Annotated in this window: 22 protein-coding genes; 6 read left to right on the plus strand and 16 right to left on the minus strand. The window is 64.7% G+C overall.

The genetic code is table 11. From position 1 onward, the window contains the following. Nucleotides 1-24: 24 nt before the first annotated feature. The 6 genes from E5222_RS08255 to E5222_RS08280 form a co-directional block, all read right to left on the minus strand. The gene (locus tag E5222_RS08255; protein WP_136693288.1) at nucleotides 25-972 is read right to left on the minus strand and encodes a copper resistance protein B; all 948 of its coding nucleotides are present in this window, start codon (nucleotides 970-972) and stop codon (nucleotides 25-27) included. Continuing rightward, nucleotides 969-2,651: a copper resistance system multicopper oxidase gene (locus E5222_RS08260; RefSeq protein ID WP_136693289.1), complete on the minus strand. Its 1,683-nt coding sequence runs from the start codon at nucleotides 2,649-2,651 to the stop codon at nucleotides 969-971. The genes E5222_RS08255 and E5222_RS08260 overlap by 4 nt, the downstream gene beginning before the upstream one ends. Before the next feature lie 95 nt (nucleotides 2,652-2,746). Next, entirely contained in the window at nucleotides 2,747-3,400 is a 654-nt protein-coding gene (locus tag E5222_RS08265; RefSeq protein ID WP_136693290.1) for a hypothetical protein, read from the minus strand. 109 nt (nucleotides 3,401-3,509) lie between these two features. Continuing rightward, nucleotides 3,510-5,330 carry a translation elongation factor 4 gene (gene lepA, locus E5222_RS08270; RefSeq protein ID WP_136693291.1) on the minus strand — a complete coding sequence of 607 codons (1,821 nt, stop codon included), beginning with the start codon at nucleotides 5,328-5,330 and terminating at the stop codon, nucleotides 3,510-3,512. Between the two features lie 84 nt (nucleotides 5,331-5,414). Beyond that, on the minus strand, nucleotides 5,415-7,658 hold the full coding sequence (locus E5222_RS08275) for an EAL domain-containing protein (RefSeq protein ID WP_136693292.1): 2,244 nt from the start codon (nucleotides 7,656-7,658) through the stop codon (nucleotides 5,415-5,417). Between the two features lie 112 nt (nucleotides 7,659-7,770). Continuing rightward, nucleotides 7,771-10,464 carry an EAL domain-containing protein gene (locus E5222_RS08280; RefSeq protein WP_136693293.1) on the minus strand — a complete coding sequence of 898 codons (2,694 nt, stop codon included), beginning with the start codon at nucleotides 10,462-10,464 and terminating at the stop codon, nucleotides 7,771-7,773. 235 nt (nucleotides 10,465-10,699) lie between these two features. Here E5222_RS08280 and E5222_RS08285 point away from each other — a divergent pair, with 235 nt between their 5' ends. After that, complete coding sequence (locus E5222_RS08285) at nucleotides 10,700-12,016, plus strand: FAD-dependent oxidoreductase (RefSeq protein ID WP_136693791.1); 1,317 nt, start codon at nucleotides 10,700-10,702, stop codon at nucleotides 12,014-12,016. 15 nt (nucleotides 12,017-12,031) lie between these two features. Here E5222_RS08285 and E5222_RS08290 read toward each other — a convergent pair whose 3' ends face one another. The 5 genes from E5222_RS08290 to E5222_RS08310 all read right to left on the minus strand — a co-directional run bounded on the left by E5222_RS08290 (nucleotide 12,032) and on the right by E5222_RS08310 (nucleotide 16,646). Then, complete coding sequence (locus E5222_RS08290) at nucleotides 12,032-12,430, minus strand: hypothetical protein (RefSeq protein ID WP_136693294.1); 399 nt, start codon at nucleotides 12,428-12,430, stop codon at nucleotides 12,032-12,034. Between the two features lie 2 nt (nucleotides 12,431-12,432). Beyond that, the gene (gene dnaN, locus E5222_RS08295; RefSeq protein WP_136693295.1) at nucleotides 12,433-13,560 is read right to left on the minus strand and encodes a DNA polymerase III subunit beta; all 1,128 of its coding nucleotides are present in this window, start codon (nucleotides 13,558-13,560) and stop codon (nucleotides 12,433-12,435) included. Nucleotides 13,561-14,052: 492 nt separating this feature from the next. Beyond that, on the minus strand, nucleotides 14,053-14,814 hold the full coding sequence (fabG, locus tag E5222_RS08300; protein ID WP_136693296.1) for a 3-oxoacyl-[acyl-carrier-protein] reductase: 762 nt from the start codon (nucleotides 14,812-14,814) through the stop codon (nucleotides 14,053-14,055). Nucleotides 14,815-14,857: 43 nt separating this feature from the next. Beyond that, on the minus strand, nucleotides 14,858-15,814 hold the full coding sequence (locus E5222_RS08305) for an ACP S-malonyltransferase (RefSeq protein WP_136693297.1): 957 nt from the start codon (nucleotides 15,812-15,814) through the stop codon (nucleotides 14,858-14,860). Between the two features lie 46 nt (nucleotides 15,815-15,860). Further along, nucleotides 15,861-16,646, minus strand: a complete 786-nt coding sequence (locus E5222_RS08310) for an LD-carboxypeptidase (protein ID WP_136693298.1) — start codon at nucleotides 16,644-16,646, stop codon at nucleotides 15,861-15,863. 77 nt (nucleotides 16,647-16,723) lie between these two features. Between E5222_RS08310 and E5222_RS08315 the strand changes: the two genes are divergently transcribed. Continuing rightward, a complete protein-coding gene (locus tag E5222_RS08315) occupies nucleotides 16,724-18,145 on the plus strand; it encodes a glutamate ligase domain-containing protein (RefSeq protein WP_136693299.1) in 1,422 nt (473 codons plus the stop codon). A gap of 396 nt (nucleotides 18,146-18,541) precedes the next feature. After that, nucleotides 18,542-18,838, plus strand: a complete 297-nt coding sequence (locus E5222_RS08320; protein WP_136693300.1) for a hypothetical protein — start codon at nucleotides 18,542-18,544, stop codon at nucleotides 18,836-18,838. Between the two features lie 238 nt (nucleotides 18,839-19,076). On the opposite strand, the gene E5222_RS08325 is transcribed toward E5222_RS08320, so the two are convergent. Together E5222_RS08325 and E5222_RS08330 are read right to left on the minus strand one after the other, a co-directional pair. Further along, nucleotides 19,077-20,057: a DUF808 domain-containing protein gene (locus E5222_RS08325; RefSeq protein ID WP_136693301.1), complete on the minus strand. Its 981-nt coding sequence runs from the start codon at nucleotides 20,055-20,057 to the stop codon at nucleotides 19,077-19,079. A gap of 76 nt (nucleotides 20,058-20,133) precedes the next feature. Beyond that, entirely contained in the window at nucleotides 20,134-20,658 is a 525-nt protein-coding gene (locus E5222_RS08330) for a DUF3237 domain-containing protein (protein ID WP_136693302.1), read from the minus strand. Between the two features lie 193 nt (nucleotides 20,659-20,851). Between E5222_RS08330 and rpsF the strand changes: the two genes are divergently transcribed. The 3 genes from rpsF to rplI are packed head-to-tail and all read left to right on the plus strand — an operon-like array spanning nucleotide 20,852 to nucleotide 22,095. After that, nucleotides 20,852-21,217: a 30S ribosomal protein S6 gene (gene rpsF / locus E5222_RS08335; RefSeq protein ID WP_136693303.1), complete on the plus strand. Its 366-nt coding sequence runs from the start codon at nucleotides 20,852-20,854 to the stop codon at nucleotides 21,215-21,217. Then, nucleotides 21,217-21,441: a 30S ribosomal protein S18 gene (gene rpsR, locus E5222_RS08340; protein WP_136693304.1), complete on the plus strand. Its 225-nt coding sequence runs from the start codon at nucleotides 21,217-21,219 to the stop codon at nucleotides 21,439-21,441. The genes rpsF and rpsR overlap by 1 nt, the downstream gene beginning before the upstream one ends. 15 nt (nucleotides 21,442-21,456) lie before the next feature. Next, nucleotides 21,457-22,095, plus strand: coding sequence for a 50S ribosomal protein L9 (gene rplI, locus E5222_RS08345; protein ID WP_136693305.1), 639 nt, complete (start codon nucleotides 21,457-21,459; stop codon nucleotides 22,093-22,095). A 74-nt stretch (nucleotides 22,096-22,169) separates the two neighbouring features. Here rplI and E5222_RS08350 read toward each other — a convergent pair whose 3' ends face one another. The 3 genes from E5222_RS08350 to E5222_RS08360 form a co-directional block, all read right to left on the minus strand. Further along, on the minus strand, nucleotides 22,170-23,168 hold the full coding sequence (locus E5222_RS08350) for a YncE family protein (protein WP_136693306.1): 999 nt from the start codon (nucleotides 23,166-23,168) through the stop codon (nucleotides 22,170-22,172). Nucleotides 23,169-23,261: 93 nt separating this feature from the next. Next, nucleotides 23,262-24,008 (minus strand): alpha/beta fold hydrolase, encoded by a 747-nt coding sequence (locus E5222_RS08355; RefSeq protein WP_136693307.1) that lies wholly within the window; start codon nucleotides 24,006-24,008, stop codon nucleotides 23,262-23,264. Then, nucleotides 24,005-24,922 (minus strand): hypothetical protein, encoded by a 918-nt coding sequence (locus E5222_RS08360; RefSeq protein WP_246021623.1) that lies wholly within the window; start codon nucleotides 24,920-24,922, stop codon nucleotides 24,005-24,007. Before E5222_RS08360 ends, E5222_RS08355 begins: the two co-directional genes overlap by 4 nt. Nucleotides 24,923-25,014 lie beyond the last annotated feature (92 nt).

Genomic DNA, 25,014 nt, shown 5'->3' on the forward strand with positions numbered 1-25,014 from the left:
AGATCGCGGTATAAGAAAGGCGTGTCAGAACCAGGCCCTGAGCCCGACAAGCACGGAAGTGGCCGAGGGATCCTCGCCATTGGCGCGGGCGATGTCGCGCGTCTGGCCCAGCCTGCCTTCCCATTCGACGCCGACATAAGGCGCAAATTCGCGGGCGATCTCGTAACGCAGCCGCAGCCCTGCGGCGAGCGAGGTGAGGCCCGCGCCGATATCGCGTTCGGGGATGTCCTGCGCCGATGCCTCGATTTCCACGCGCGGCTGCAGGATCAGGCTCTGCGTGATCTTCTGGTCGTATTCCGCCTCCACCCGCGCGGTGAGGTCTCCCCGGTCGGAGAGGAAGGCGGCGGCATCGACATGCCACATATAGGGCGCGAGGCCCTGTAGGCCGAGGACGAGATGGCTGCGCGTCTCGGGCTCGAGATCGAGCCGCGCGCCTGCCTGCAGATCGAAGAAGGGGCCGATCGCATGGCTCCACAGCGCCTGCACTTCGGCATCCTCGACATGGCCGAGGTCCAACTCACCCTCGCCTTCGGACTTGAACACGAAGCGGTTTACATCGCCGCCCCAGAAGCCCTGCAGGTCCCACAGGACAGCATCCTCATCGCCCAGCCGCGCCTCGAGCCGTTCGACCATCAGCGATCCGGTGCGCATGCCGCCGTTTTCGTAGGCTAGCTGCTCGCGGGCGGGCTGCATCGCGGCCTCACCCCAAATCGCGTCGGCGGCGTGCAGCGGCCCCTCGAAAGCGCGCGGAGGGGGAGCGGCATTGGCGGAGGGAGCGGGCATGGAGTGGCCCATGGCGGAATGGTCCATCTGGCCGTGGTCCATCGCCGAATGGTCTTGCTCCTCCTCGACCGGCTCCTGCTGCTGGTGCGCCGAATGGTCCATCGTCGCATGGTCATGGTCCTGCGCGACGAGCGGCATCGCGATCATCTGGGCCGACGCCAGCAGCGGAAGGGCGGCAAGATACCTCATGCCGGGAACGGCCTTACGGTCACCACCTGCATCATGCCCGCATGCATGTGGTAGAGCAGGTGGCAGTGGAAGGCCCAGTCGCCGGCCTCGTTGGCGGTCAGGTCGAAAGTCGCCTTGCTGCCCGGCTGCACCACCAGCGTGTGCTTCTTCGGCTGGCGGCGCGCTTCCGCCCCATTGACCAGTTCGAAGAAATGGCCGTGCAAATGGATCGGATGCGCCATCATCGTGTCGTTCACCAGCGTCACGCGCACCCGCTCTTCGAAACCGAAGCGGATCGGGGCGTCGGTGACGGCGGAGAACTTCCGCCCGTCGAAGGACCACATATAGCGTTCCATATTGCCGGTGAGGTGGATCTCCAGCTCGCGCTCCACCGCGCGCGCCGGGTTGGGCCAGGCGGATGTGAGATCGGTATAGCGCAGCACGCGGTGGTCGACGGCATCGAGGCCGAGGCCGGGGAAGTCCATCCGATCGACCGGCATGGGCGCGACCATGTCCACGCCGGGGCCGGTCGCGACATTGTCCGGCAGCAGCGAGGTGTCGCGCATGGAATGATCCATTTCGTGCCCGCCCGCCCCATGGTCCATCGCGCCCATGCCCATATCCGCCATGGTCAGCGTCACCGGCTCGCGCAAAGGCGGCACTGCGGCCCGCGCGCCCGGCGTGCTGGTGAGCGTGGCCACGCCCATGCCCGAGCGGTCCATCGCCTCGGCAATGATCGTATGAGCACCCTCGCGCGGGGTGACGATCACGTCATATGTTTCGGCGACGCCGATCTGGAATTCGTCGACCGGCACCGGCTCAACATCCTGCCCGTCCGCCTGCACCACCACCATCTCGGTGCCGGGGATGCGCAGGTTGAAGAACGTCATCGCGCTGCCGTTGATGACGCGCAGGCGCACCCGCTGGCCCGGCTGGAACCCCAGTTCGAGATCGTCCAGCGGGCCGTGGCCGTTGACGAGATAGGTATATTCCGCCCCCGTCACGTCGGCGATATCGCGCGGATTCATCCGCATGCGACCCCACATCAGACGGTCGGCGAGCGACATGTCGCCCTCGGTCGCGGTCTGCATCTGGCGGTTGAAGTAATGCTCGCCCACCTTGAGCTTGCGCATCACGTCGTGCCCATGCTGCGGCGTGAATTCGCTCAGCAGCAGCACATGCTCGCGGTCCCACGCGGCGCCGCGATGGGCGTCATGATCCATGGCCGGTTCGATGATGATCGGGCCGTAATGGCCCGCCTGTTCCTGCAGACCCGAATGCGAGTGCCACCAGTATGTGCCCGCCTGCCGCACCGGGAATTCATAGGTGAAGGTCTCGCCCGGACGGATGCCGGGGAAGCTGACGCCGGGCACGCCGTCATACTGGAAAGGCAGCAGCAGGCCGTGCCAGTGGATCGAGCTGTCCTCGTCAAGATTGTTGGTGACGTGCAGGCGCACATCCTGCCCCTCCCGCAGGCGGATCAGCGGGCCCGGAACGGTCTCGTTGACGGTGACCGCATGGCCCGACCGGCCGCCGGTCGAAAAATGCGCGCGGTCGATGGTGAGGTGGATATCCTCGCCCGAAAGCTCGTCATGCCCCTTCCGCGCATGCGGCACACCTTGCGCCCAGGCTGGCATGGGAAGCGCTGACAGGGCAGCCAGCGAAGCTGTTGAGCGGATCAGGTTCCTGCGGGAAATCATCTTGCAACCGGAAGGAATTAAACGATGCCGGCCAATGTGGCCACTCCTCCCTCATCCGCAAGGTCCCGGCAAACGCTTTGCGCGAGATGCTCCCCTCACTCCGGCTGGCAGTATTCCATTTCCCCGCTCTCGCACAGCTCCACCCGCCGCCGCCAGTCTGCCATTTCCCTTTCATGGGCCATGGCGGCCGCTTCCACGGCCCGCTGGTGCTCGCGCGCCTTCTGGGTGATTTCCGCTTCGCGGGCAGCCATGGCGGCTTCGTATTCGCGCTGGGCAGTGGCGGCGCGGCTGCGTTCGGCTTCGTTGAGCTGGACGATGGCGGCGGCATAGAGCGCCATTTGCGCATTTGCGGTGCAGCTTCCGAGCACTTCCTCGCGGTCGGGGGCCGGCTCACCTTCCGGCACGGTTTCGAGCATCACCATTTCGGTGCGCCTTTCGCAGTCGAGGATGCGGTCGGTGAGGCCGCTTTCATAGTCGATGCCCGCTTCGCGCAGCCGGGCCTGCATGCGCTCCATGTCATCGGACACGTCGAAGGCGTAGGCGCGGCGATGGGCCTCGCAAGCCTCGCTCAGCGCAATGGCGGCGGCATCCTCATCGCGCCCCTCGGTTTCGGCGAGGATGCCCACGGCCGCGCGGCATTGTTCGCTTGTGTAGGCGGGCTCGGCCTGCTGGGCCGCAGCCGGGGCGGCGCTGGCGGAGAGGCCAAGCGCGGCGGTGATCAGGGGAAGTGCGAAGGCGGCTTTCGTCATGGCTCACTCCGGCGTTGGGACAGCGACATGGCTGCCTGATGCCAGACTATGGGCCCGGTGCATTGTCCTTCGTCAAGCGCCAGGTGTTGGCGCGCCCTACTCCTCGCCCCTATTCCTCGCCCATGCGGAGCGCGGCGATGAAGGCTTCCTGCGGGATGCTGACATTGCCGTATTCGCGCATGCGCGCCTTGCCCTTCTTCTGCTTTTCCAGCAGCTTCTTCTTGCGGCTGATGTCGCCGCCATAGCATTTGGCGGTGACATCCTTGCGCAGCGCGGCGATGGTCTCGCGCGCGATGATCTTGCCGCCGATGGCCGCCTGGATCGGGATCTTGAACAGGTGGCGGGGGATGAGGTCCTTCAGCCGCTCGCACATGCCGCGCCCGCGCTCTTCCGCCACGGAGCGGTGGACAATCAGGCTGAGCGCGTCGACCGGCTCGTTGTTCACGAGGATGTTCATCTTCACGAGGTCGCCTTCGCGCAGGCCAATCTGCTCGTAATCGAAGCTGGCATAGCCGCGGCTGATGCTCTTCAGCCTGTCGTAGAAGTCGAACACCACCTCGTTCAGTGGCAATTCGTAGGTCACCTGCGCGCGGCCGCCGACATAGGTGAGGTCGGTCTGGATGCCGCGCCGGTCCTGGCACAGCTTGAGGATCGCGCCGAGATATTCGTCGGGCGTGTAGATCACCGCCTTGATCCACGGCTCCTCGATCATCTCGATCCGGCTGGGATCGGGATAGTCGGCCGGGTTGTGCAGCTCGATCGTCTGCGCATCCTCGGTCTTCGTATGGCCGAGCTGGATGCGGTAGACCACGCTGGGCGCGGTGGTGATCAGGTCGAGGTCGTATTCGCGGCTGAGCCGTTCCTGGATGATCTCCAGGTGGAGGAGGCCGAGGAAGCCGCAGCGGAAGCCGAAGCCGAGCGCGGCGCTGGTCTCCATCTCGTAGGAGAAGGAGGCGTCGTTCAGACGCAGCTTGCCGATGCTTTCGCGCAGCTTCTCGAAATCCGCCGCATCGACGGGGAAGAGGCCGCAGAACACCACCGGCTGTACTTCCTTGTAGCCCTTCAGCGGCGTGGGCGCGCCGTTCTTCATCGTGGTGATCGTGTCACCCACGCGCGCCTGTTCGACTTCCTTGATCTGCGCGGTGATGAAACCGATCTCGCCCGGGCCGATCTCCGGCAGGTCGGTACGCTTGGGGGAGAAGCAGCCGACGCGGTCCACCAAATGCGTGGTGCCGCCCTGCATGAACTTCACCTCCAGCCCCTTCTTGATCCAGCCATCCATCACGCGCACGAGGATGACCACGCCGAGATAGGGGTCGTACCAGCTGTCCACCAGCATGGCCTTCAGCGGCGCATCGCGGTCGCCCTTGGGCGGCGGGATCTTGGCGACGACCGCTTCCAGCACGTCCTCGATCCCGATGCCGGACTTGGCGCTGGTGAGCACGGCCTCGGAAGCGTCGATGCCGATGATGTCCTCGATCTCCTTGCGGACCATCTCGGGCTCGGCAGCGGGCAGGTCGATCTTGTTGATGACGGGCACGATTTCGTGGTCGTGCTCGATCGACTGGTAGACATTGGCGAGCGTCTGCGCTTCCACACCCTGCGCCGCGTCCACGACCAGAAGCGCGCCCTCGCACGCCGCCAGCGAGCGGCTGACTTCATAGGCGAAGTCGACATGGCCCGGCGTGTCCATCAGGTTCAGCTCATAGGTCTTGCCGTCCTTCGCCGTGTAGTTGAGGCGGACGGTTTGCGCCTTGATGGTGATGCCGCGCTCACGCTCGATATCCATGTTGTCGAGCACCTGCTCGGACATCTCGCGCTCGGTCAGGCCGCCGCACACCTGGATCAGGCGGTCGGCCAGCGTGGACTTGCCATGGTCGATATGGGCAATGATGCTGAAATTGCGGATCAGCGACAAATCGGTAGACATGCGCCGCCCTCTAGCGATGTCTAAGGGCGCTGTCAGCAGGGATAAAGCACCCTCGCCTATGCTCAACGCCCTGCGGCAGGCCGATCACGCCGCGCGGTGCGATCCGGCGAAGACGTCCACCTGCATGAAGCGCGGCTTGCCCGACACGCCCTTCCGCAACGGTTGCGGCCCTTCGCCAAGGCCGGGACCCAGGGGCAGATCCGCCGCCGCCATCAGCTGCGGCGAGACGCGCGTGCGCGTGCACAGGCCATCGGCGCCATCATTGACCAGCGGAGTCTCGAACTCGACCCCCTGCGTCGCATCCTGCGAGCGGCGCACGCGCGCAACCGCGAGCTGCCCGCCGCCGAGGTCGAGCACGAGATCTGTCCCCACCGGCACGTCCAGCAGCCCTTCGATCAGCGCACCGGTGCGCGAGAGGTTGCGCAATACGGCCACATAGCGGTGATCTTCATGGATCACGCCCACCCGGCGCAAGGTGCTGCGCCGCTCATTGCGCGGACGGCGCGGGCCGGCCGGCTCATAGGTGAAATCGCCGGAGGACAAGCGCTGCATCAGCACGGCCTGCGTCACGGCGCGCGACAGGATGAAGCCCTGGATCTCGGTAACGCCCTGCGCTTTCACCAGCTGCAACTCATCCATCGCCTCCACCCCTTCGGCGGTCGTTTCCAGCTGCAGAGCCCCTGCCAGCGAAACGATGGCGGTAATGATCGCGGCATTGGAATTGCCGGGTTCGGCGCAGCGGCGCACGAAGCTCTGGTCGATCTTGATCTTGCGGAAGGGTGCACGGCGCAGGAAGGAGAGCGAGGACAGGCCGGTGCCGAAATCATCGAGCGCCAGGCGCACGCCGATCTTTGCCAAGGCTTCGAAAGTGCGGTCCACCAGCTGCGTCTCACCCATGAAGACGCCCTCGGTGATTTCCAGTTCCAGCCGGGCCGGCGGCAGGCCAGTGCGATCAAGCACCTTTTCGACCAGGTCCGGGAGCGAGCCGGAGAAGAATTGCTGCGCGGAGATGTTGACCGCCACGCGAATACCGCCCGGCCATGCGAGCGCATCGCGGCAGGCGCGTTCCAGCGACCATTCGCCCAACTCATCGATCAAATTGATCTGTTCGGCGAGGGGGACGAAGGTTCCGGGCGGGATCGGCCCGCGGTCGGGATGATCCCAGCGCAGCAAGGCCTCGAAGGCAGTCACCGTGTTGTCGCTGGTGCGCACGATCGGCTGGTAATGCATCACCAGTTGGTCCGCCTTCAGCGCCTCGGACAAATCCTCACCGATCTTGCGCTGACGCTGCGCCGCATCGGCCAGGTCGTTGGCGAAGAAGCGGAAGCGTCCGCGCCCGCTGCCCTTGGCGGCATAGAGCGCCATGTCGGCGGCCTTCACCAGCTCTTCCGGCGTCGCCCCGTCATAAGGCGCGATCGCGATGCCCACCGAACAGCCGATGGAAGCGCGATCATTGCCCAGCGCATAGGGTTGCGAGAGCATCTGGATGATCTTGCGTGCCCGCTCGCCGAGATGGCCGCGATCGGCCATGTCGGGAATGATGATCTGGAATTCGTCGCCACCCAGCCGGCCGACTTCGGCAGGGGCCGAGATGATGCTCTGCAGGCGCTGCGAGACCTGCCGCAGCAACTCGTCGCCTGCCGGATGGCCCAGCGTATCGTTGACCTGCTTGAACCGGTCGAGGTCCATCATCAGCAGCGCGCAGGTCCGCTTCGCTACGCGATAACTGGCGAGGATGGCGGTGAGGCGCTGTTCCATGCGGTGGCGATTGGCCAGCCCGGTAAGCGTGTCGAATTGCGCCAGCCGGGTCTCGTCGCGCTGGCGCAGGAACAGTTCGGAAATGTCCTTCGCACTGCCGCGAAAGCCCCGGAACCGGCCTTCCTCGTCATAATGCGGACTGCCGGTGATCGACCACCATTGTTCGGGCCGGTCATGGCGCAGGCGCACCACCAGGTCGGTGAACCGCATGCGCGATGCAATGAAGAACTGCAGCGGCCGCTCGCCGCCCACTTCACCGCTCTCATCCGCCGTTTCCATCAGCGCCGTCAGCAGCTGCCCGGCAACCGGACCTTCGATACCCAGGCAGCCTGCGGCAGATTCGGAGAGATAGGTGATCGCGCCCAGCGCGTCGGTCGCCCAGAACCAGCCGAGGTCGTATTTCTCGAAGGCATCGAACATCGCCATGCGTTCGGAAGCGCCAAGCGCACCGGGACCTTCACCCTCGTCGGAGGACGGATTGCGGACGTCTGTCGCGCCTTCATCCTGCGGCGCGCGGGAGGTGGGAGGCGCTTTCGTCCTCTTCCCCCTCAAGATATCGCGCACGGCCATTCGAACATGTCCCAAATAATGGCGGCAAGAAGTCCACCAATTGAACAGGTAATTCTACCCGTTCGACCTTGCCAATTTGCTAAGAAATGGGAGCGCTAACAGTTGTTATGTTTCAACTAGTTGCAGCAATCTTGGCGCGCACGGGTATTGGCGGCGCGCCCTGCACCGCGAGGATGGAGCCGCTATTGTCGCGCTGCAGCGGGTCGGCGAACTCCACGCCCATGCGGTCTTCGGTGCTCCAGCGCGTGGTGCAGGTGACAAGGTAATCCTGCGACAGCTGGATGCGGAAGATGGTTCCCACGGGCACGTTCCACAATCCTTCCACCATCGCCCCGGTGGTGGAGATGTTGCGGACCGTCCCGTCATAGAGATTGCCGCCATGGTCGAGGACGACCTTGCGCAGCATGGTTTGGCGCGGTGCGCGCGATGCCTTGGGACCGCGTGCGACGGCGACCAGCCCGCTCTGCAAGCGCGTGATGGCGGCATCGGCATCCAGCGCGCGTTCGTAGATATAGCCCTGAACGTGACTGCAACCGTGCAAGCGCACCAGTTCCAGTTCATCCAGCGTCTCCACGCCCTCGGCGGTGATTTCCATTCCTAGCGCATGCGCCAGGCTGGTGATCGAGGCGATGATGGCGCCGTTGCGGCTGCCTTCCTGCGTCGCGCCGCGCACGAAGCTCTGGTCGATCTTGATCTTGTCGAACGGAGCGGTTTTCAGATAGCCGAGCGAGGAATAGCCGGTGCCGAAATCGTCGAGCGCCAGGCGCACGCCCACGCCCTTCAGCGCCTTGAACATCGCATCGGTGCCCTCGTCATCGGACAGGAACACGCTCTCGGTGATTTCCAGCTCCAGCTGCGAGGGCTCGATCCCGGCCTGGGCGATTGCCTGGGTGACGATGGTCGGCAGTTCGGGATTGGCGAATTGCAGCGGCGAGACGTTCACGGCCACGCGCAGCTTGGCAGGCATGCGGGCAACGTCGGCACAGGCGGTGCGCAGCGCCCATTCGCCAAGCTGGGCGATCAGGCCGGTATCCTCGGCCACGCCGATAAAGCGCTGGGGCGAGATCCAGCCCTTGACCGGATGGTGCCAGCGCAGCAGCGCCTCGAACCCGGTGATCTTCTCCGTCGCGGTGGAGACGACCGGCTGGTAGGCCATCTGCAATTCGCCGCGCGTGATGGCGTCGCGCAGGTCTTCCTCCAGCTGCGATCGCGCCTCCGCCTCGGCATGCAGGTCCTCGGCATAGAAGTGGTAGCGCCCGCGCCCGCCATCCTTGGCGGCATAAAGCGCAAGGTCGGCATTGCGGATCACGTCTTCGGCATTGTCGCCATTCTCGGGCGCCATGGCGATGCCGACCGATGCGCCGATCGTCACCCGCTGTCCCTCGATGGCATAGGGCTGCGAGAGCGAATGGATCACCTCGCGGGCCAGTTCGGACAGGATCTGGCGCGCATGGGTGCCGGGGATCACGACCTTGAATTCGTCACCGCCCAGGCGCCCCACCTGTCCCATCTTGCCGACCGCGCGCTCCAGCCGCTGCGCCACCTGCTTGAGCAGCGCGTCGCCCGCCGGATGGCCCATCGTATCGTTGACATGCTTGAACCGGTCGAGGTCGAGCAGGAAGATCGCGCAGGCGCGTTTGTCCTTGGCCTGGGCGCTGAGGATCTTTTCCAGCACGCGGTTGATCTGGAAGCGGTTGGAAAGGCCCGTGAGCGAGTCGAAATTCGCCAGGCGCGAGACTTCCTCCTGGCTGCGCTTGCGTTCGGTCAGGTCGGTGCCGGAGCCGCGAAAGCCGGTGAAGTTGTCGAACTTGTCATAGATCGGGCGGCCGCTGATGGACCACCAGCGATCGTCCTTCACATCCGCCGCGCGCACTGCCAGCTCGTGGAAGGCGCTGCGGGTGGAAAGATGGAAGATCAGCGTGCGTTCCCCGCGCTCCGTATCGTCGCTGAGGTCGAACAAGGTGACCAGCGGCTGGCCGATCAGGTCTTCCGGATCGCACCCCAGCACCTTGGCCACGGGGGTGGAGACATAGGTGATCAGCCCGCGCCGGTCGGTTTCCCAGAACCAGCCCTGCCCGGTCCCCTCGTAATCGGTCAGGATGTCGCGCGCACGCGTCTGCGCCCGTTCCTGCGCCGCGCGCAGCTGGTCTTCCTCCTGCTGGCGCATGAGCTGGTCGCGGCTGACCATCGATGCCAGCAAACCGCCGACGAGCAGGCCGGCAAGCCCAAGCAGCGATTGCGTGGCGACGAGCGTGGCCGACCATAACGCCGCCTGCGACATCAGGATCATCGCCGGCCGGCGCCGGAGATATGTCGCCGCCATTGCGCCGACGCTGATCATGCTGGCAAGCGCCGCTTCCCACGGCAGGCCCTCCATGACCGCCCAACGGGTGATACCGAAGCCGAACAGCGACAGCGGCAAACATGCGACCAGCGTCAGCGCTGCAACGATCGCCAGCCCGCTCTTTTCGCGCAGGGCATTGCGAACCGGACGGATCAGCGCCACGCCCACCAGCGCGGCGCCAAGTGCGGCGATGGTGACGAGGCCCGGCAGCGCGCGCGTCAGCGCAAAGGCGAGCACCGCGGAAAAGCTCATCGCCATGATAAGGTAGCGCCACGAGGTGGGCAGCGCGCGCCCTTCCGCGATCGTCTGCTCCAGCGGCTGGAATGCCCGGTCGGCCGAGGGGTCGCGGCGGTTCTTCCTGCGCCGTTCACGCGCCTGCTGCTCGGGATCCGGCGATACCGCTTCGAGCTGGGAGACGACGTGCCGCCCCGCCGCCTTCGCGCTATCGGGACCAGGCTCCATTCGGGCAGCCGGATTCGCCCGCGAAGCCGCGGTGTCCGAGCGACTTGCCTGAGCGTGCCCTTCCATGCCTTCTTCAATGCCCCGCTTGCCTTTGAAAAAGCGTTAACCGGTCGGGAAGAATTGGGTCTGTGGAAACACCCGTTTCGGGCCAATTTTCCCCGTGAACAGCAGGACTTGAGCGCGCCGGAGCAAAGGTTACTATCGCTCCTCAGGGATAGGAGGATTGCGCATGGCCTTGCGGCATATCGCGATTATCGGTTCGGGGCCGGCGGGCTATTACACCGCGGAAGCCGCGCAAAAGGCCTTTGGAGAGGATGTGCGAGTCGATATTTTCGACTGTCTTCCAGTACCTTACGGCCTGATTCGCACAGGTGTGGCGCCCGATCACCAGTCGATCAAGGGCGTTTCCCGCCGCTATGAGAAGGTCGCGCTGTCCGACAATGTCCGCTTCGTGGGCAACGTCACCATCGGCAAGGATATCTCCGTCGCCGAGTTGCAGGGGCTCTACGACGCCGTCATCCTCGCCACCGGGGCGCCGAAAGATCGCGAACTGGGGATAAGTGGCGACGATCTGGGTAATGTCTTCGGCTCCGCCGCCTTTGTCGGCTGGTATAACGGGCACCCGCAATTCGCCGATCTCGACCCCGACCTTTCGGGCCGGACGGCAGTGGTCATCGGCATGGGCAATGTCGCGCTCGACGTTGCGCGAATGCTGGCGAAAACGCAGGCCGAATTCGCCGGCAGCGACATCGTCTCCCATGCGCTCGACGCGCTGGCCGCCAGCAATATCGAGCGGATCGTGCTGCTCGGCAGGCGCGGCCCGCACCAGATCATGATGACGCCCAAGGAGCTGGGAGAACTGGGCCATCTCGAACGTGCATGCCCGCATGTGTACCAGGGCGACCTGCCGGACGAGGCGGAGGACGCCATGCTCGAACCCGGCCTGCGCAAGAGCGTGACCGCATTGCGCGAATTCGCCGCCATCCCCGAACATATCCGCGCCGAAAAACCCGTCGCCATCGAATTCGCCTTCTTCGCCCAGCCGGTCGCGCTGGAAGGCGACGGCAAGGTGCAATCGATCACCGTCGAACATACCGAGCTGGTGCGCGGCCGCGCGCAGGGCACGGGGGAGAAAGCGAAGCTGGAGGCAGACCTCGTCGTCAACTGTATCGGCTATCGCACCAGCCCGATCCCCGGCGTGCCGTTCGACGAGCGCGCCGGCCGCTTCGCCAATGACGAAGGGCGCATCCTTCCCGGCCTCTATTGCGTCGGCTGGGCGCGGCGCGGCCCCTCCGGCACGATCGGCACCAACCGGCCCGACGGCTATGGCATTGTCGAGGAAATCGCGGCGGACATGGCGGATGGCACACTCGGTCCCGCAGGCAAAGAGGGCCGCGCGGGCTTTGACGCGCTGGCGACAGAACGCGGACTGGACGTTGTCACATTCGCGGACTGGAAAAGGATCGAGGAAGCCGAGGAACAGGCCGCCCGCGAAGGCGCCCCGCGCGAAAAATTCGTCGATGTCGAAGCGATGATCAGGGCGCGGGATTAGCCCGTAACTGCCGCCTTATTCGGGAGCGCCTTCCGCGGCGCTTTCATCATTGCCAAGGTCGGTCAGCATATTGCCCCATGCGCTCATGCGAGTACCGAAGGCTTCCATCTCGGCGGCGCAGATCTGCGTATAACCCTGCAGGTCACGCGCTACTTCCTCCAGCGCCTCGCGATCCATCACGTCGCCGATCGCGCGCCCGGTGGCGCCTTCGTAATAGCCGGTGAAGTAATTGGTCGCGAAGAGCAGCGCGCGCTGCGTCCCCTCATCCTCAATATTGGTGCTCATGAAGGAGGCCCAGACGGAGCACTGCTTGGCGACGATCGGATCCATCTGCGCTTCCTGCGCCGTGGCGGGCACGGCAAGTACCATTGCGGCCGCAAGCGCGACCGTGGCGGAACAGGATTTGGCGATCACGATCAGACCCTCATCGGCATGAGGACGTAGAGCGCGGGGCTGCTCTCGTCCTTGCGGATCAGCGTGGGGGCACCGGCATCGGCGAGGTGGAGTTCCACCGTGTCGCTGTCGATCTGCGCCAGAATGTCCTTGAGGTAATTGGCGTTGAAGCCGATCTCCATCGCTTCCGCACGGTAATCGGCGGGCACTTCCTCGGCCGCATTGCCGTTGTCGGGGCTGGTGACTGAAAGCGTGACCTTGTCGGTATCGAGGCCCATCTTCACCGCGCGGGTCTTCTCCGTGGCGATGGTCGCCACGCGATCGACACCGGCGAAGAAGGACTTCGGATCGACCTTCAGCAGCTTGTCGTTCCCCGTGGGAATGACGCGGCTGTAATCGGGGAAGGTGCCGTCGATCAGCTTGGAGGTGAGGACCACACCCCCTTCCCCGCCCAGGGTGAAGCGGATCTTCGACGGCGACAGGTCGATCTGGACATTGCCGTCCATCGATTCTTCCAGCAGCTTGCGTAGCTCGGCCACGGCCTTCCGCGGCACGATCACGTCGGGCATGCCCTCCGCGCCTGCAGGCCGGTCGATGGTGAAGCGGGCGAGGCGGTGGCCATCGGTCGCGGCCGCCTTCAGCACAGGCTTGTCGTCATCCGCGACGTGGAAGAAGATGCCGTTGAGGTAATAGCGCGTTTCCTCGGTCGAGATGGCAAAGCGCGTGCGGTCGATCAGTTCGGCCAGAAGCTCTGCCGGAATCTCGAAACTGGTCGGCAAATCGCCTTCCACGATCACCGGGAAATCGTCACGCGGCAGGGTGGGCAGCTGGAAACGCGCGCGCCCGGCCTTCACCACCATGCGGTTGTCCGCCGTCTCCAGGCTCACCTGCGTACCATCGGGCAGCTTGCGGGCGATATCGAACAGCAGGTGCGCCGACACGGTGATCGATCCGGCATCCTCCACCGATGCGGCCTCGAGGCTTTCGACGACCTGCAGGTCGAGGTCGGTCGCCATGATCTTCACCAGACCGTCCGCCGATGCCTCGATCAGCACGTTGGACAGGATCGGGATGGTGTTGCGGCGTTCCACCACGGACTGGACGTGAGACAGACAACGCAGCAGTTTCGCGCGTTCGATGGTGGCCTTCATCGCTTACCCCTTTTCGCGCCGCGGCTGACCTGAAGAGGCCGGAATCGCCCGCGAGCGCCGGAAAATGTTCTTAACAGTCTTAGCGGGGGCATGTGACGGGGCAAGGATTCGTCGCTGCAAGGGGCGATTCCTTGGGGATAAAGGGAAGTTTTGGGATCATTTGTGTTTCGAAGGCGCATTCTACTTGTGGTTACGCCCTCGCATCCGCGAGGGCATCCTCGGTGCTGTTCCCTCCCCCCGGATCAAGTCCGGGGTCCGGGGCACCTGCGGACGGCCGGTTGGCCTTGCGGTCGCTCTGCGACCGTGCTCCGCCACGTCTCATCGACGTCATTGCGAGGAGCGAAGCGACGCGGCAGTCCAGGAGCTGTGACGTGCCGCCCTGGATTGCGTCGCTCCGCTCGCAATGACGATTAAAGCCAAGTCGCGGCAGCCATAGGGCGACTGCCCGTCTAGCGAGGACGCGCGCCCGGATGGGCGTGCGAAAACAAAAGATCAGCTCAACATGGCCATGCCGCCATTCACGTGAATGGTCTGGCCGGTGATGTAGCTGGCCTCCTTGCTGGCGAGGAACGCCACTGCGCTGCCGATATCCTCGCCCTCGCCCATGCGGCCCATGGGGATACGCCCGTTGATCGCGGCCTTCTGGTCGTCGGTCAGCACGTCGGTCATGGGCGTGCGGATGAAGCCGGGGGCGACGCAATTGGCGGTGATGCCGCGGCTGGCGACTTCCTGCGCGAAGCTCTTGGTCATGCCGGTGATGCCGGCCTTGGCCGCGCAATAGTTCATCTGGCCCGGATTGCCGGTGGTGCCGACGACGCTGGTGATCGAGATCACGCGGCCGAATTTCGCCTTCATCATCGGGCGCGCGGCGGCGCGGATCAGGCGGAAGGTGGCTTCCAGGTTGATCGCGATCACCGCCTGCCACTCCTCGTCCTTCATGCGCATGGCGAGGTTGTCGCGCGTGATGCCGGCATTGGTGACAAGGATGTCGATCCCGCCCAACGTGTCGATCGCGGCGGGGACCAGCTCCTCCACCTGCGTGGTGTTGGAGAGGTCGCAGGTGATCTCCACATGGCCGTCATGGTCGTGCGAATGCTCGGAATTGAGCTCGTCACGAAAGGCGCGCAGCTTGCCCGCATTGGTGCCCGACAGCGCCAGCCGCGCGCCCTGTGCCGCAAGGCTGCGCGAAATGGCCGAACCGATCCCGCCCGCAGCGCCGGTGACCAGCGCGTTCATTCCCGTCAGATCGAACATTCTTCCTACTCCGTCTTGTCGTCTTGGCGTCTCTTGGAACGCCTCAAATCTCTTTCGCGAAACCCTCGATATCGGCCATGGTCACAAGGCTGACCTGCGTGGAATCGGGCAGGATCTTGCGGATCATCGGACCCACAACCTTGCCGCCCAGTTCCACGAAATGGGTGATGCCGGCTTGGCCCATCGCCTCCACGCTTTCGCGCCAGCGCACGCGGCCGGTGACCTGCTTGACCAGCAGCTCCTGCTCCTCCGCCGGGTCGGAGACGAGGCTGGCGGTGAAATTGGCATAGACGGGCAGCAGCATGGGCTGCGGCGGCGTGGCGGCGAGCGCCTCTGCCATCGCGTCGGCAGCGGGCTGCATCAGCGAGCAGTGAAAAGGTGCGGAGACCGGCAGCGGCACGGCGCGCTTGCAGCCATGGTCCTTGGCCATCTCCACCGCGCGGGCAATCGCGCCCGCATGGCCGGAAAGGACGACCTGCCCCGGATCGTTGTCATTGGCGACTTCGCAGACTTCCTTTTGCCCTCCCGGGAGGGGGCCCTGCGCCGCAGCCTCGGCCAGCGCGGTCGCTTTCTCGAGGTCAGCGCCAAGCAGCGCGCACATGCCGCCCACGCCCACCGGCACGGCGGCCTGCATCGCCTGCCCGCGCAGCTTCAGCAGCCGCGCCGTATCGGCGAGCGAGAAGCCGCCGACCGAGGCGAGCGCCGAATATTCGCCCAGCGAGTGGCCTGCGACAGCCTCGCCCTTTTCCGAAATCTTCACGCCGAATTCGCGCTCCAGCACGCGGGCGATGGCGATGGAATGCGCCATGATCGCGGGCTGGGCGTTTTCGGTCAGGGTCAGCTGGTCCTCCGGCCCTTCGCGCATGATGGCGAAAAGCTTCTGGCCCAGCGCGTCATCCACTTCCTCGAACACGGCGCGCGCCTCTGCGCTGGCATCGGCAAGCTCGGCGCCCATGCCCACTTTCTGGCTGCCCTGTCCGGGAAAGACGAATGCGATCATGTCTCAAATCTCCTCCTGTGCCGCCCGCCTATGGAGGCGCGCGCCGTCAGGCAAGACCGAAAGGGACAATCCTGTTGGTAGCGCTGTGCCCGATCTCGGCACGGCCGAGATAGGGAATGCCCGATTTCGCGCACCAGTATTCGGCGATTTCGACTTCGCTCTGGCCGAAGGGCCGGTCGTTTTCCGGCACGTCCGAGATCTCGCCCAGCCTGATCCCGGCAATGCCGTGAAGGTGCTGGGTGATGTGGAAGAACAACCGGTCGACGGCATAGAGATGCTCGGCCACTTCCTCCACCAGCACGACGTGGCCGGTAAGGTCGGGCATGAATTCGGTGCCCACCAGCATGGCGAGCGTCATCAGGTTGAAGGCGGCTGCTGGACGATGGTCGAGGCCGGGTTCGAGGCCGCGTTCGTTGCCGGAAAACCAGTCGAGCACGCGGCGCACCGGCTCCTCCCCGCGCCTTATATCGCCGGCGAGCGGGCCATGCACCGGCTTGCCCACGCCGTTGCGGTACAGCGCGCCCAGCAGCGTGCCGCAGTCCGAATAACCGAGATACGCCTTGTCCTGCGCCGCATCGCCCAACGCCGCCAGCGCGTCGGCCGCGATGCGGTTGGAGCCGTATCCGCCCATGCCGAACCAGATCGCATCGAAAGCCGGGTCATTGGCGAAATCGAGGAAGGCCGCCAGCCGCGTGGCATCGTCGCCCGCGAAATGGCCGTGTTCCACGGTTGCTGCCGGATGGAGCACCAGCTCCAGCTGCGGATAGTCGCGTGCGGCCAGGTCGAGCACAGCCTGCGCGCGTTCGGGCAGGATGGGCTTTCCGGGACACATGATTCCGATGCGTTTTACCATCCCCCACATCTAACATCCGCTTCACAAAGCGCCACTGCCAGAATAGGCAGGTGCGCATGACGCAAACTCCCGACGCCGCCCTGCCCAACCACCCTTATTTCTTCTGCGGGATAGGCGGGTCCGGCATGTTGCCGCTGGCGATGATCGTGAAGGGCATGGGCGCCGAAGTCGGCGGATCGGACCGCAGCTTCGACCAGGGCCGCGCGGAGGAGAAGCAGGTCTTCCTGAAAGCACAGGGTGTGGAACTTTTCCCGCAGGACGGCAGCGGCGTGCAATCCTCCGACCAGGTGCTGATCGCCAGCGCCGCGATCGAGGATACCGTGCCCGAAGTCGCCCGCGCCAATGAGCTCGGCTGTACGCGCATGACGCGCGCCGAATTGCTCAGCCAGCTGTTCAACGAAGCACCCCAATCCATCGGCATTGCCGGGACCAGCGGCAAGAGCACGGTGACCGGCATGACCGGCTGGATCATGCAGGAAGCTGGCCGCGATCCCACGATCATGAACGGCGCGGTGATGAAGAACTTCGTCTCGCCCGAAAACCCCTTCGCCAGCGCGCAGGTCGGTTATCACGGCGTTTTCGTCAGCGAGGTGGACGAGAGCGACGGCTCCATCGCGCTCTACAATCCCACTGTCTCGGTCCTCCTCAATGTCAGCCTCGACCACAAGAGCATCGAAGAACTGCGCCAGCTGTTCGGCGCGTTCCTGGCGCGGGCGCAGATCGCGGCAGTCAATTTCGACGACGAGGACACGCGCTTCCTGTCCAAACAGGCGAAAAAGCGCCTGACCTTCGCGATCGACCATCCCGAGGCCGATCTTGGCATAGAGCCGGGCACGATCGTGGAGGACGCCACGAGCATCGGCGCACTGCTGGTCGACCGGCGCGACCACACGGTGCACAGCCTGCGGGTGCCGATGCCGGGCCGCCACAACCTCGCCAATGCGCTGGCGGCGGTTGCCGGCGCCGTCGCGGCCGGCGTGGAAGTGCATGACGCGGCCATGGCGATTTCCACCTTCAAGGGCCTCGCCCGCCGCTTCGATATCGTCGGCACGAGCGAAAGCGGCGTGACCGTGATCGACGATTTCGGCCACAATCCGGAGAAATGCCGGGCCACGCTGAAGACGCTCAAGAGCCATCCGGGCCGCGTGATCGCCTTCTTCCAGCCGCATGGCTACGGCCCGCTGCGGCAGATGGGGCATGAACTGGCCAGGACCTTCGCCGCGGAGCTGGGTGACGAGGATCTCACCATCATGTGCGACCCGGTCTATTTCGGCGGCACGGTGGACCGTTCCCAGGGAACCGAGCGCATCGTCAACCTGATCCGTGAGGCCGGAGGCTTTGCCGAGCATATCCCGACCCGCGAGGCCTGCGGCAACCGCATCGTCGAGATTGCGCGACCGGGTGACCGCGTGGTGGTGATGGGCGCGCGCGACGATACGCTCAGCACATTCGCGCAAGGGCTGCTGGATCGGGTGTGACCACTTACTTCAAGGCATGGGCGATAGCGGCGCTGATGACCGCCAGTTTCCTTGTCCTGCTTGCCGGCTTTTCCTAACATGGTGGATGGGGGACCAAGGTATTCCCCTCGCCGTAGCGATTGCTGGCATGGGGTCCTTCGGAACCTCCTCCTTCCTGGCAACAAAATATCCGACCTGCCCCAATTGCGATGGTCCGGTGAACATGCCGAAGATGACCCATGACGGTGGCGGGCGTTTCTGGGTTGCGCCCGAAAGGCCGAGCAGGGAATGCGGCTATTGCGGTCAGGACCTGACCGTCCGGCACCGCCAATCCTAAGATGCCCTTAACCCTAAGTCTTGGGCGCACCTTTAACCCTCATTCGTAGCCTTGTCGGAACCGATGAAGAGGTGCGCGCAATGAAGAGTTACAGGCCGGGGAGTGCGGGCATGGTGCCCGCCCAGCCGGGAACCTATCTTGCACACCTCTATTTCGACGATGCGCAGGTGGAACTGGTGAAGAGCCATGTCGTCGGCTGGCAGGTCAGCGCCGAACGCGAGCTGACCCCGCTGGTGGTCGATCCCGCCGCGGTGACCAACCAGGACTGGTTCGTGATCCAGCCCGATGGCCGCGTGGAATGCAGCGACGGGCGCTGCTGGATCGATACCGAGACATGGATCAGCGAGGAACGACGGCGTCGGCGTGACGCTGCATGATTTGTTTTTCGAAGGCGCATCCGCGCCTTCGTCCTCGGTGCTAGACCCTTCGCTTCGCTACGGGGCACCTGCGGGCGGCCGGTTGGCCTTGCGGTCGCTGCGCGACCGTGCTCCGCGACTTTAGTTCATCGTCATTGCGAGGAGCGAAGCGACGCGGCAATCCAGTGCTGTTGCACACAGCCGCACCGGATTGCCGCGGGGCCATTGGCCCCTCGCAATGACGGCGTTTCGCAACAAATCAATGCGCCGGACTCTCTTCCTTGTCCTCGCCAATATTCAGCACGTTGTGCAGCAGCACGGCGATGATCGCGCCTAGCACCAGCCCGACGATCGCCGAGAGCACCGCATAGGTCAGCCAGCCCAGCACGCCGCCAAACGCGCCGGTGGCATGCTCCACCCAATGCTGCGCGTCATGCGCGACATGGGCTGGCATGGCGAAGCCCAGCTCCTCCAGCCCGTGCAGCACGATGCCGCCGCCGACCCACAACATCGCCACCGTGCCGACGACCGACAGCACCGTCAGCAGCCTGGGCATGGCGCGCAGGAGGAAACAGCCGAACTTCTTCGCCGCCTCGCTCGGCTTTTCGGCGAGGTGCAGGCCGATATCGTCCATCTTCACGATCAGCGCGACCGCGCCATAGACGACCACGGTGATCGCAATGCCCACCACCGCCAGCACGCCCGCGCGCACCAGCAGGCTTTCATCCGCCACCTCGTTCAGCGTGATCGCCATGATCTCCGCCGAGAGGATGAGGTCCGTACGGATCGCGCCCTGGGTGCGCTGCTTTTCGAATTCGACCGGATCGGTGATCTCGTCTTCCAGCGTCTTGCCGTGCTTTTCACCGCCCAGCTTCTCCATGATCTTTTCCGCCCCTTCATAGGAGAGGAAGAGGCCGCCCAGCATCAGGATGGGGATGATCGCCCATGGCAGGAACTCGCTCAGGAGCAGCGCACCGGGCAGCAGGATCAGCAGCTTGTTTATGAGGCTGCCCTTGGTGATCTTGGCGATGATCGGCAGCTCGCGATCGGGGGTTAGGCCGGTGACATAACTCGGCGTCACCGCCGCATCGTCCACTACCACGCCTGCGGCCTTGGTGCCTGCCTTGCCCGCGGCCAGGCTGATATCGTCCGCCACCACGGCAAGATCGTCCACCGAAGCGGCCGCCGCGCGGGCGATGACCGCAATATCGTCAAGCAGGGCGACTATGCCACTGGGCATGTTCTATCCTCTTCTGGCTGAAATGATCCGGGTGCCAGCTTTGCCGGTTAAACGCCGTTCCGGCAAGGCGATGCGGTCACTTTGCCCGATAGACGGTGATCACCACATGCGGCTCGCTGGCGGCGGGATCGAAGCCGATCGTGCCGATGAAGCCGCCCTGCCCCAGCCATTCATACTTGCCGAGCGGCGGCTCGAACACCGGGCTGGTGCGCGCGGGGCGCGGGTTGCCGTCCGCATCGGGCGGGCAGAGCGTACCGGCATTGACGATATTGATCACCGCCCCGTCATCGGTGCGCAGGAAGTAGTCGGCGATGATCTGGGTACAGCCATCCCCGCGGTCGAGCTGCCAGTCCCAGCCCATGGGCAGCACCTCTCCGCGCATCTCCGGCCCTTCGAAGCTGCCGCCGGTGATCGGGATCAGCCGCCGATTGCCGCGCGCGGTTTCGCCGATAGTCAGCGGCGCGCCGATATTGACGCGGGAGACATAGACCAGTTCGAGCTCCGGATACTCCTCGGCAATCCGCTCGCGCGCCGATTCCTGCGCCGATGCCGGTGCGGCCAGCACCAGTGCGGCGGCTGTGGCGATGATGATACGCTGCATGAAACTCCCCCTGACCTGCTTCTTCCTGTGCTAGCTATGCTTGCATTATCGGGCAATTGGTCTATGTGCGCCGCTTCCGCGGGGAATGCGCCTTATGGACGGCTGCCGTGGAAACCCAAGAAAGCCGGAGGGGCCGCCTGCGATCCGCGCGGGATGTGTCAGCGATCGGCATGGAAATGAAAGGAAGCGTGACATGGCTCTTTATGAGCATGTGTTTCTCGCGCGCCAGGATCTGAGTCAGGCTCAGGTGGACGCGCTGGCTGCCGGCGCCACGGAAATCGTGGAAGCCAATGGCGGCAAGGTCACCAAGACCGAAACCTGGGGCCTGAAGTCCCTCGCCTACAAGATCGACCGCAACCGCAAGGCCCATTTCGTGATGTTGAACATCGACGGACCGGGTTCGCTGGTGTCCGAGCTTGAGCGCCAGAACCGCATCAACGAAGACGTGATCCGCTGGCTCACCATCGCCGTGGAAGAGCATGAAGAAGGCCCGTCTGCGATGATGCGCAAGAACGACCGCGAGCGTAAGCGCCGTGGCGACCGTGGAGGGAACGACTGATGGCTCGTGCATTTTTCCGTCGTCGCAAGTCCTGCCCCTTTGCCGGCAAGGACGCGCCGAAGATCGATTACAAGGACGTGCGCCTGCTGCAGGGCTTCATGTCCGAGCGTGGCAAGATCGTGCCCAGCCGCATCACCGCCGTTTCCGCCAAGAAGCAGCGTGAACTGGCCAAGGCCATCAAGCGCGCCCGCACGATCGGCCTGCTGCCGTACATCGTGAAGTAAGAGGAGTATCGACAAATGGATATCATTCTCCTCGAACGTATCGAGAAGCTCGGCACCATCGGTGACGTGGTTTCCGTGCGCGACGGCTATGCCCGCAACTTCCTGCTCCCGCAGAAGAAGGCACTGCGCGCGAACGAAGCCAACAAGAAGGTCTTCGAAGCCAATCGCGACCGTCTGGAAGCCGAAAACGCCGAAAAGCGTACCGAAGCTGAAAAGCAGGGCGATAAGGTTGCCGGTGAAGAGATCGTGCTGATCCGCGCCGCTTCCAATGCCGGCCAGCTCTATGGTTCGGTCAACGTCCGCGACGTGGCCGAGGCACTGACCGCCAAGGGTCATGACGTCGACAAGAAGCAGGTCATCATGGGCGCGCCCATCAAGACCATCGGCATGTTCGACGTCACCATCGCCCTGCACCCCGAGGTGCATGTGACGGTGAAGGCCAATGTCGCCCGTTCGGACGACGAAGCCGAGCTGCAGAGCCAGGGCGTCGACATCCTTGCCCAGGCTGCCGAGGAAGAGCGTTCGGAATCCGAAGGCTTCACCGAAGCCCTCGATCCGGATCGCGAGCTTGGCGAACTGCCGGCCGCTGAAGGCGAAGAAGCTGCCGAGGCTCCGGCCGAGGAAGCTGGCGAAGAGGAACAGGGCGAAGCCTGATCCCTCCCGTCACCTGACAAGAAAAAGGGCGCCATCCTCACGGATCGGCGCCCTTTTTCTTTCGCCCCCCAAATTCAGTCGATCACCGCCAGCCCGTCACCACCCGGCCCGGACGGCAGGCGGCGCAGCACTTCGCCGCTGGCGAAGTCGATCTCGGCAATCTCGTCATTGGCGGTCTCGGCGACATAGAGCCGCTCGCCATCGGGGCTGAAGACCAGCGTCACCTGCGCCGCTTCGCTGCTGCCCGAAACGGGGATCGTGCGCGTGACCGTATTGGTCGCCACCTCGATCACGCTGAGGTCGCCCGTGCCGAAATTGGAAGTCACCACGAACTCGCCGCCCGGATGCGCGGCTATACGGATCGGCACATCGCCGACATGGATCGTGGCGACCAGCTCCAGGCTTAGGGCATCGAGGCGATAGACCCGGTCGGCTGTGTTGGAAGAGACCCACACGGTATCGCCATCGGGAGAGAGCGCGAGCCCCTCGATCTGGTCACCGACGGCGCGGCGCATGGCCTCGATCCCCTGGACGAGGTCGTAGCGCACGACCGTTCCGGCGGAGATGATCGTGCCCCACGCCATCGTGCCGGCATCGTTCACCGCAACCATATGCGGTCCTTCGCCGCCCATGCCGGTCTCGGTCAGGCCCGGCTCCTCGCCTTCCTTCAACTCGATCAGGAAAGCCGAGCCGCGCCCTTCGGCACCTGCCAGGATCCGGTCATCGGCGAACCATTGCGCGCTGTGTACCCGTGCCTCGGCCCCCAGGTCGATTTCGAAGGCCGGTTCGAATTCATCGATCGCAAAGGCCTGCACCTGAGTGCCCGAATAGCAGGCAACCAGAACATGCTCATTGTCAGGTGACACGGTCAGCTCATGTGGATTCTCGCAGGTTCGCACCCGATCGGTCTCGCGCCCGCTGGCAAGGTCGACACGCGACAGGCTGGCCCCGCGCTTGTTGGCGACGATCAGCGTGCCAGTAATCTCCCGCGCCTCTGCCGCGCCCGACCCGTCGCCAGCGCCCGAACAGCCCGTACAGGCGAGTGCGAGCACCGTTGCCCTAAGATATTTCACGAATCATCCCTCCACCACCAGACGCTTCGTCCCACAGCATCGGTAAATGGAGTGTGTAGGAAATTTCCCAGCCTCTCTCGACAAGGGGCATGGTCAGTCCGACAGGAAGTTAACGATCGCCTCGCCCATAGCCGCTTCGGTGACGCTGCTCATATGGGTGCCCGGCACCAGCTGCAGCCGCGCATCAGGCAAGGCCTCCGCCAATGCATGGGGAGAGCCATTGTCGCGGTCATCCTCGCCGCACAGGACCAGCGTGGGCATGGTGATGCGGGCGACATCCTCGCGCGCGATTTCGTCCAGGGCCAGCAACAGGTGCCGCGCTGCCACGCGATCCACATTCATCGTCTTCATGAAGCTGACCGCCATGAAGGCACGATCGCCCCGCTTGACCTCGTCGAAACGGTCGATCGCATCGATGAAGAAGGCAGCGCGCGCCTGCCAGTTGTCGAGGCTTTCGAGGCCCATGCCGGCGAGCACCAGCCGGCGCGGCCTCACCCCCGCGATTACGCTGGCAGCCGCCGTTCGCCCACCCATGGAGAAGCCGACCAGGTCGAAATCGTCGAGCTCCAGCGCGGCGATCACCGCTTTCACATCGCGCACCAGCACATCGGGAGGATAGGCGCTCGCCTCATGCGGCTTGCCGCTGTCGCCATGCGCGCGATGGTCGGGCATGATCGCCTCGAACCCGGCATCGGCGAGGCGCTGGGCATGGCCGAACTTGATCCAGTTCATGTGCGCGCTGGAGAAAAGGCCGTGCAGCAGCAGCACCGGTCGCCCCGTCCCCATGCGGTGCACGGCGATGGGGGTGCCATCGAAGCTGGCGATGGTCTGGGTATTCATTGCGATCCGTTTTCCTGCAGCCATGGAGCCTCGATAGTCCAGAAGATCACGTCGACGCCGAGATGGTCCTGCGCATAGGCAGTGATCGCCGCGCGGGTGAAAGGCTCGCCGGTCTGCGGATCGATATAGGTCAGCGTCGGCTGCTGCACCGCCATCGCCACCAGCGGCAGGCGCTCGCGATAGGCGTTGAAGAACGGGTAGGAGTTCTTCTCCTGCGCACGGCGATGCGGGACGATGTCCGGTCCGCCGAGGCCGATCTGCCGCTCCTCCGCCATGGCGAAGATACGGCCCATATAGTCGTGGTCGTTATCCCATTCGCAGGGCCAGAAATTGACATATTGCACCACGGGAGAAGCGGCGAAGGCCTGCCTTGCATGAGCGAGGTTTTCCATCGTCGCAGCGAAATAGCTATCGCAGCTGAAGCCGGGCGGCGGATTGTCGAGATCGAGATCGGTGGAGGTTTCGGGCAGGTTGATCCCGGCGATGCGTCCGTCAAAACGCTCGGCCAGCGCATCTAGCAGCGCCTGGAAGCGCGCGCGCAGGGCGGGCTGCCACTGCATCGCCACCCAGCCCGAACCGTCCGGGCCCTCGCCCGCCGTGTCGGCCTGCCGCGCGAGGCCGCCGGCATAGATCTCCTCCTCGAGCAGGTAATCGGGAAGCCAGCGCGCCTGCGGCAGGAAAAAGCGGTCCTGCAGCTGGACGAAGAGCTCACGGTCGAACGCTTCGAGCGTGGCAAGATCGCGCTCGATCGCCGCGAAATCATACTCGCCCTCGCTCGGCTCCAGGCCGCGCCAATTATAGACCACCTGCGCCCCCTCGATATCCTCCCGCTGGAGCAACGCGGCGTGGTCCTCCGGATCATCGCCGCCGAGGAAGAGGAAATTGCGCGGGGCCTCCTGCGCGAAAGAAATCACAGGGAAGGTGGAGATCGACAGGAGCGCCAGCGTGGCTAGTCCGATAGCTCTCAGGATACCAGCGAGGCTCCTTCCGGGACTGGGGGCTCGCA

The organism is Alteraurantiacibacter aquimixticola (genome assembly GCF_004965515.1).
GTDB classification, from domain to species: domain Bacteria; phylum Pseudomonadota; class Alphaproteobacteria; order Sphingomonadales; family Sphingomonadaceae; genus Alteraurantiacibacter; species Alteraurantiacibacter aquimixticola.

Excerpts from the sequence above, each read along its gene's own strand:
- E5222_RS08255 (WP_136693288.1), bottom strand. The coding sequence starts at position 972 with ATGAGGTATCTTGCCGCCCTTCCGCTGCTGGCGTCGGCCCAGATGATC.
- E5222_RS08260 (WP_136693289.1), bottom strand. The coding sequence starts at position 2,651 with ATGATTTCCCGCAGGAACCTGATCCGCTCAACAGCTTCGCTGGCTGCC.
- E5222_RS08265 (WP_136693290.1), bottom strand. The coding sequence starts at position 3,400 with ATGACGAAAGCCGCCTTCGCACTTCCCCTGATCACCGCCGCGCTTGGC.
- lepA (WP_136693291.1), bottom strand. The coding sequence starts at position 5,330 with ATGTCTACCGATTTGTCGCTGATCCGCAATTTCAGCATCATTGCCCAT.
- E5222_RS08275 (WP_136693292.1), bottom strand. The coding sequence starts at position 7,658 with ATGGCCGTGCGCGATATCTTGAGGGGGAAGAGGACGAAAGCGCCTCCC.
- E5222_RS08280 (WP_136693293.1), bottom strand. The coding sequence starts at position 10,464 with ATGGAGCCTGGTCCCGATAGCGCGAAGGCGGCGGGGCGGCACGTCGTC.
- dnaN (WP_136693295.1), bottom strand. The coding sequence starts at position 13,560 with ATGAAGGCCACCATCGAACGCGCGAAACTGCTGCGTTGTCTGTCTCAC.
- fabG (WP_136693296.1), bottom strand. The coding sequence starts at position 14,814 with ATGTTCGATCTGACGGGAATGAACGCGCTGGTCACCGGCGCTGCGGGC.
- E5222_RS08305 (WP_136693297.1), bottom strand. The coding sequence starts at position 15,814 with ATGATCGCATTCGTCTTTCCCGGACAGGGCAGCCAGAAAGTGGGCATG.
- E5222_RS08310 (WP_136693298.1), bottom strand. The coding sequence starts at position 16,646 with ATGTGTCCCGGAAAGCCCATCCTGCCCGAACGCGCGCAGGCTGTGCTC.
- E5222_RS08315 (WP_136693299.1), top strand. The coding sequence starts at position 16,724 with ATGACGCAAACTCCCGACGCCGCCCTGCCCAACCACCCTTATTTCTTC.
- E5222_RS08320 (WP_136693300.1), top strand. The coding sequence starts at position 18,542 with ATGAAGAGTTACAGGCCGGGGAGTGCGGGCATGGTGCCCGCCCAGCCG.
- E5222_RS08325 (WP_136693301.1), bottom strand. The coding sequence starts at position 20,057 with ATGCCCAGTGGCATAGTCGCCCTGCTTGACGATATTGCGGTCATCGCC.
- E5222_RS08330 (WP_136693302.1), bottom strand. The coding sequence starts at position 20,658 with ATGCAGCGTATCATCATCGCCACAGCCGCCGCACTGGTGCTGGCCGCA.
- rpsF (WP_136693303.1), top strand. The coding sequence starts at position 20,852 with ATGGCTCTTTATGAGCATGTGTTTCTCGCGCGCCAGGATCTGAGTCAG.
- rpsR (WP_136693304.1), top strand. The coding sequence starts at position 21,217 with ATGGCTCGTGCATTTTTCCGTCGTCGCAAGTCCTGCCCCTTTGCCGGC.
- rplI (WP_136693305.1), top strand. The coding sequence starts at position 21,457 with ATGGATATCATTCTCCTCGAACGTATCGAGAAGCTCGGCACCATCGGT.
- E5222_RS08355 (WP_136693307.1), bottom strand. The coding sequence starts at position 24,008 with ATGAATACCCAGACCATCGCCAGCTTCGATGGCACCCCCATCGCCGTG.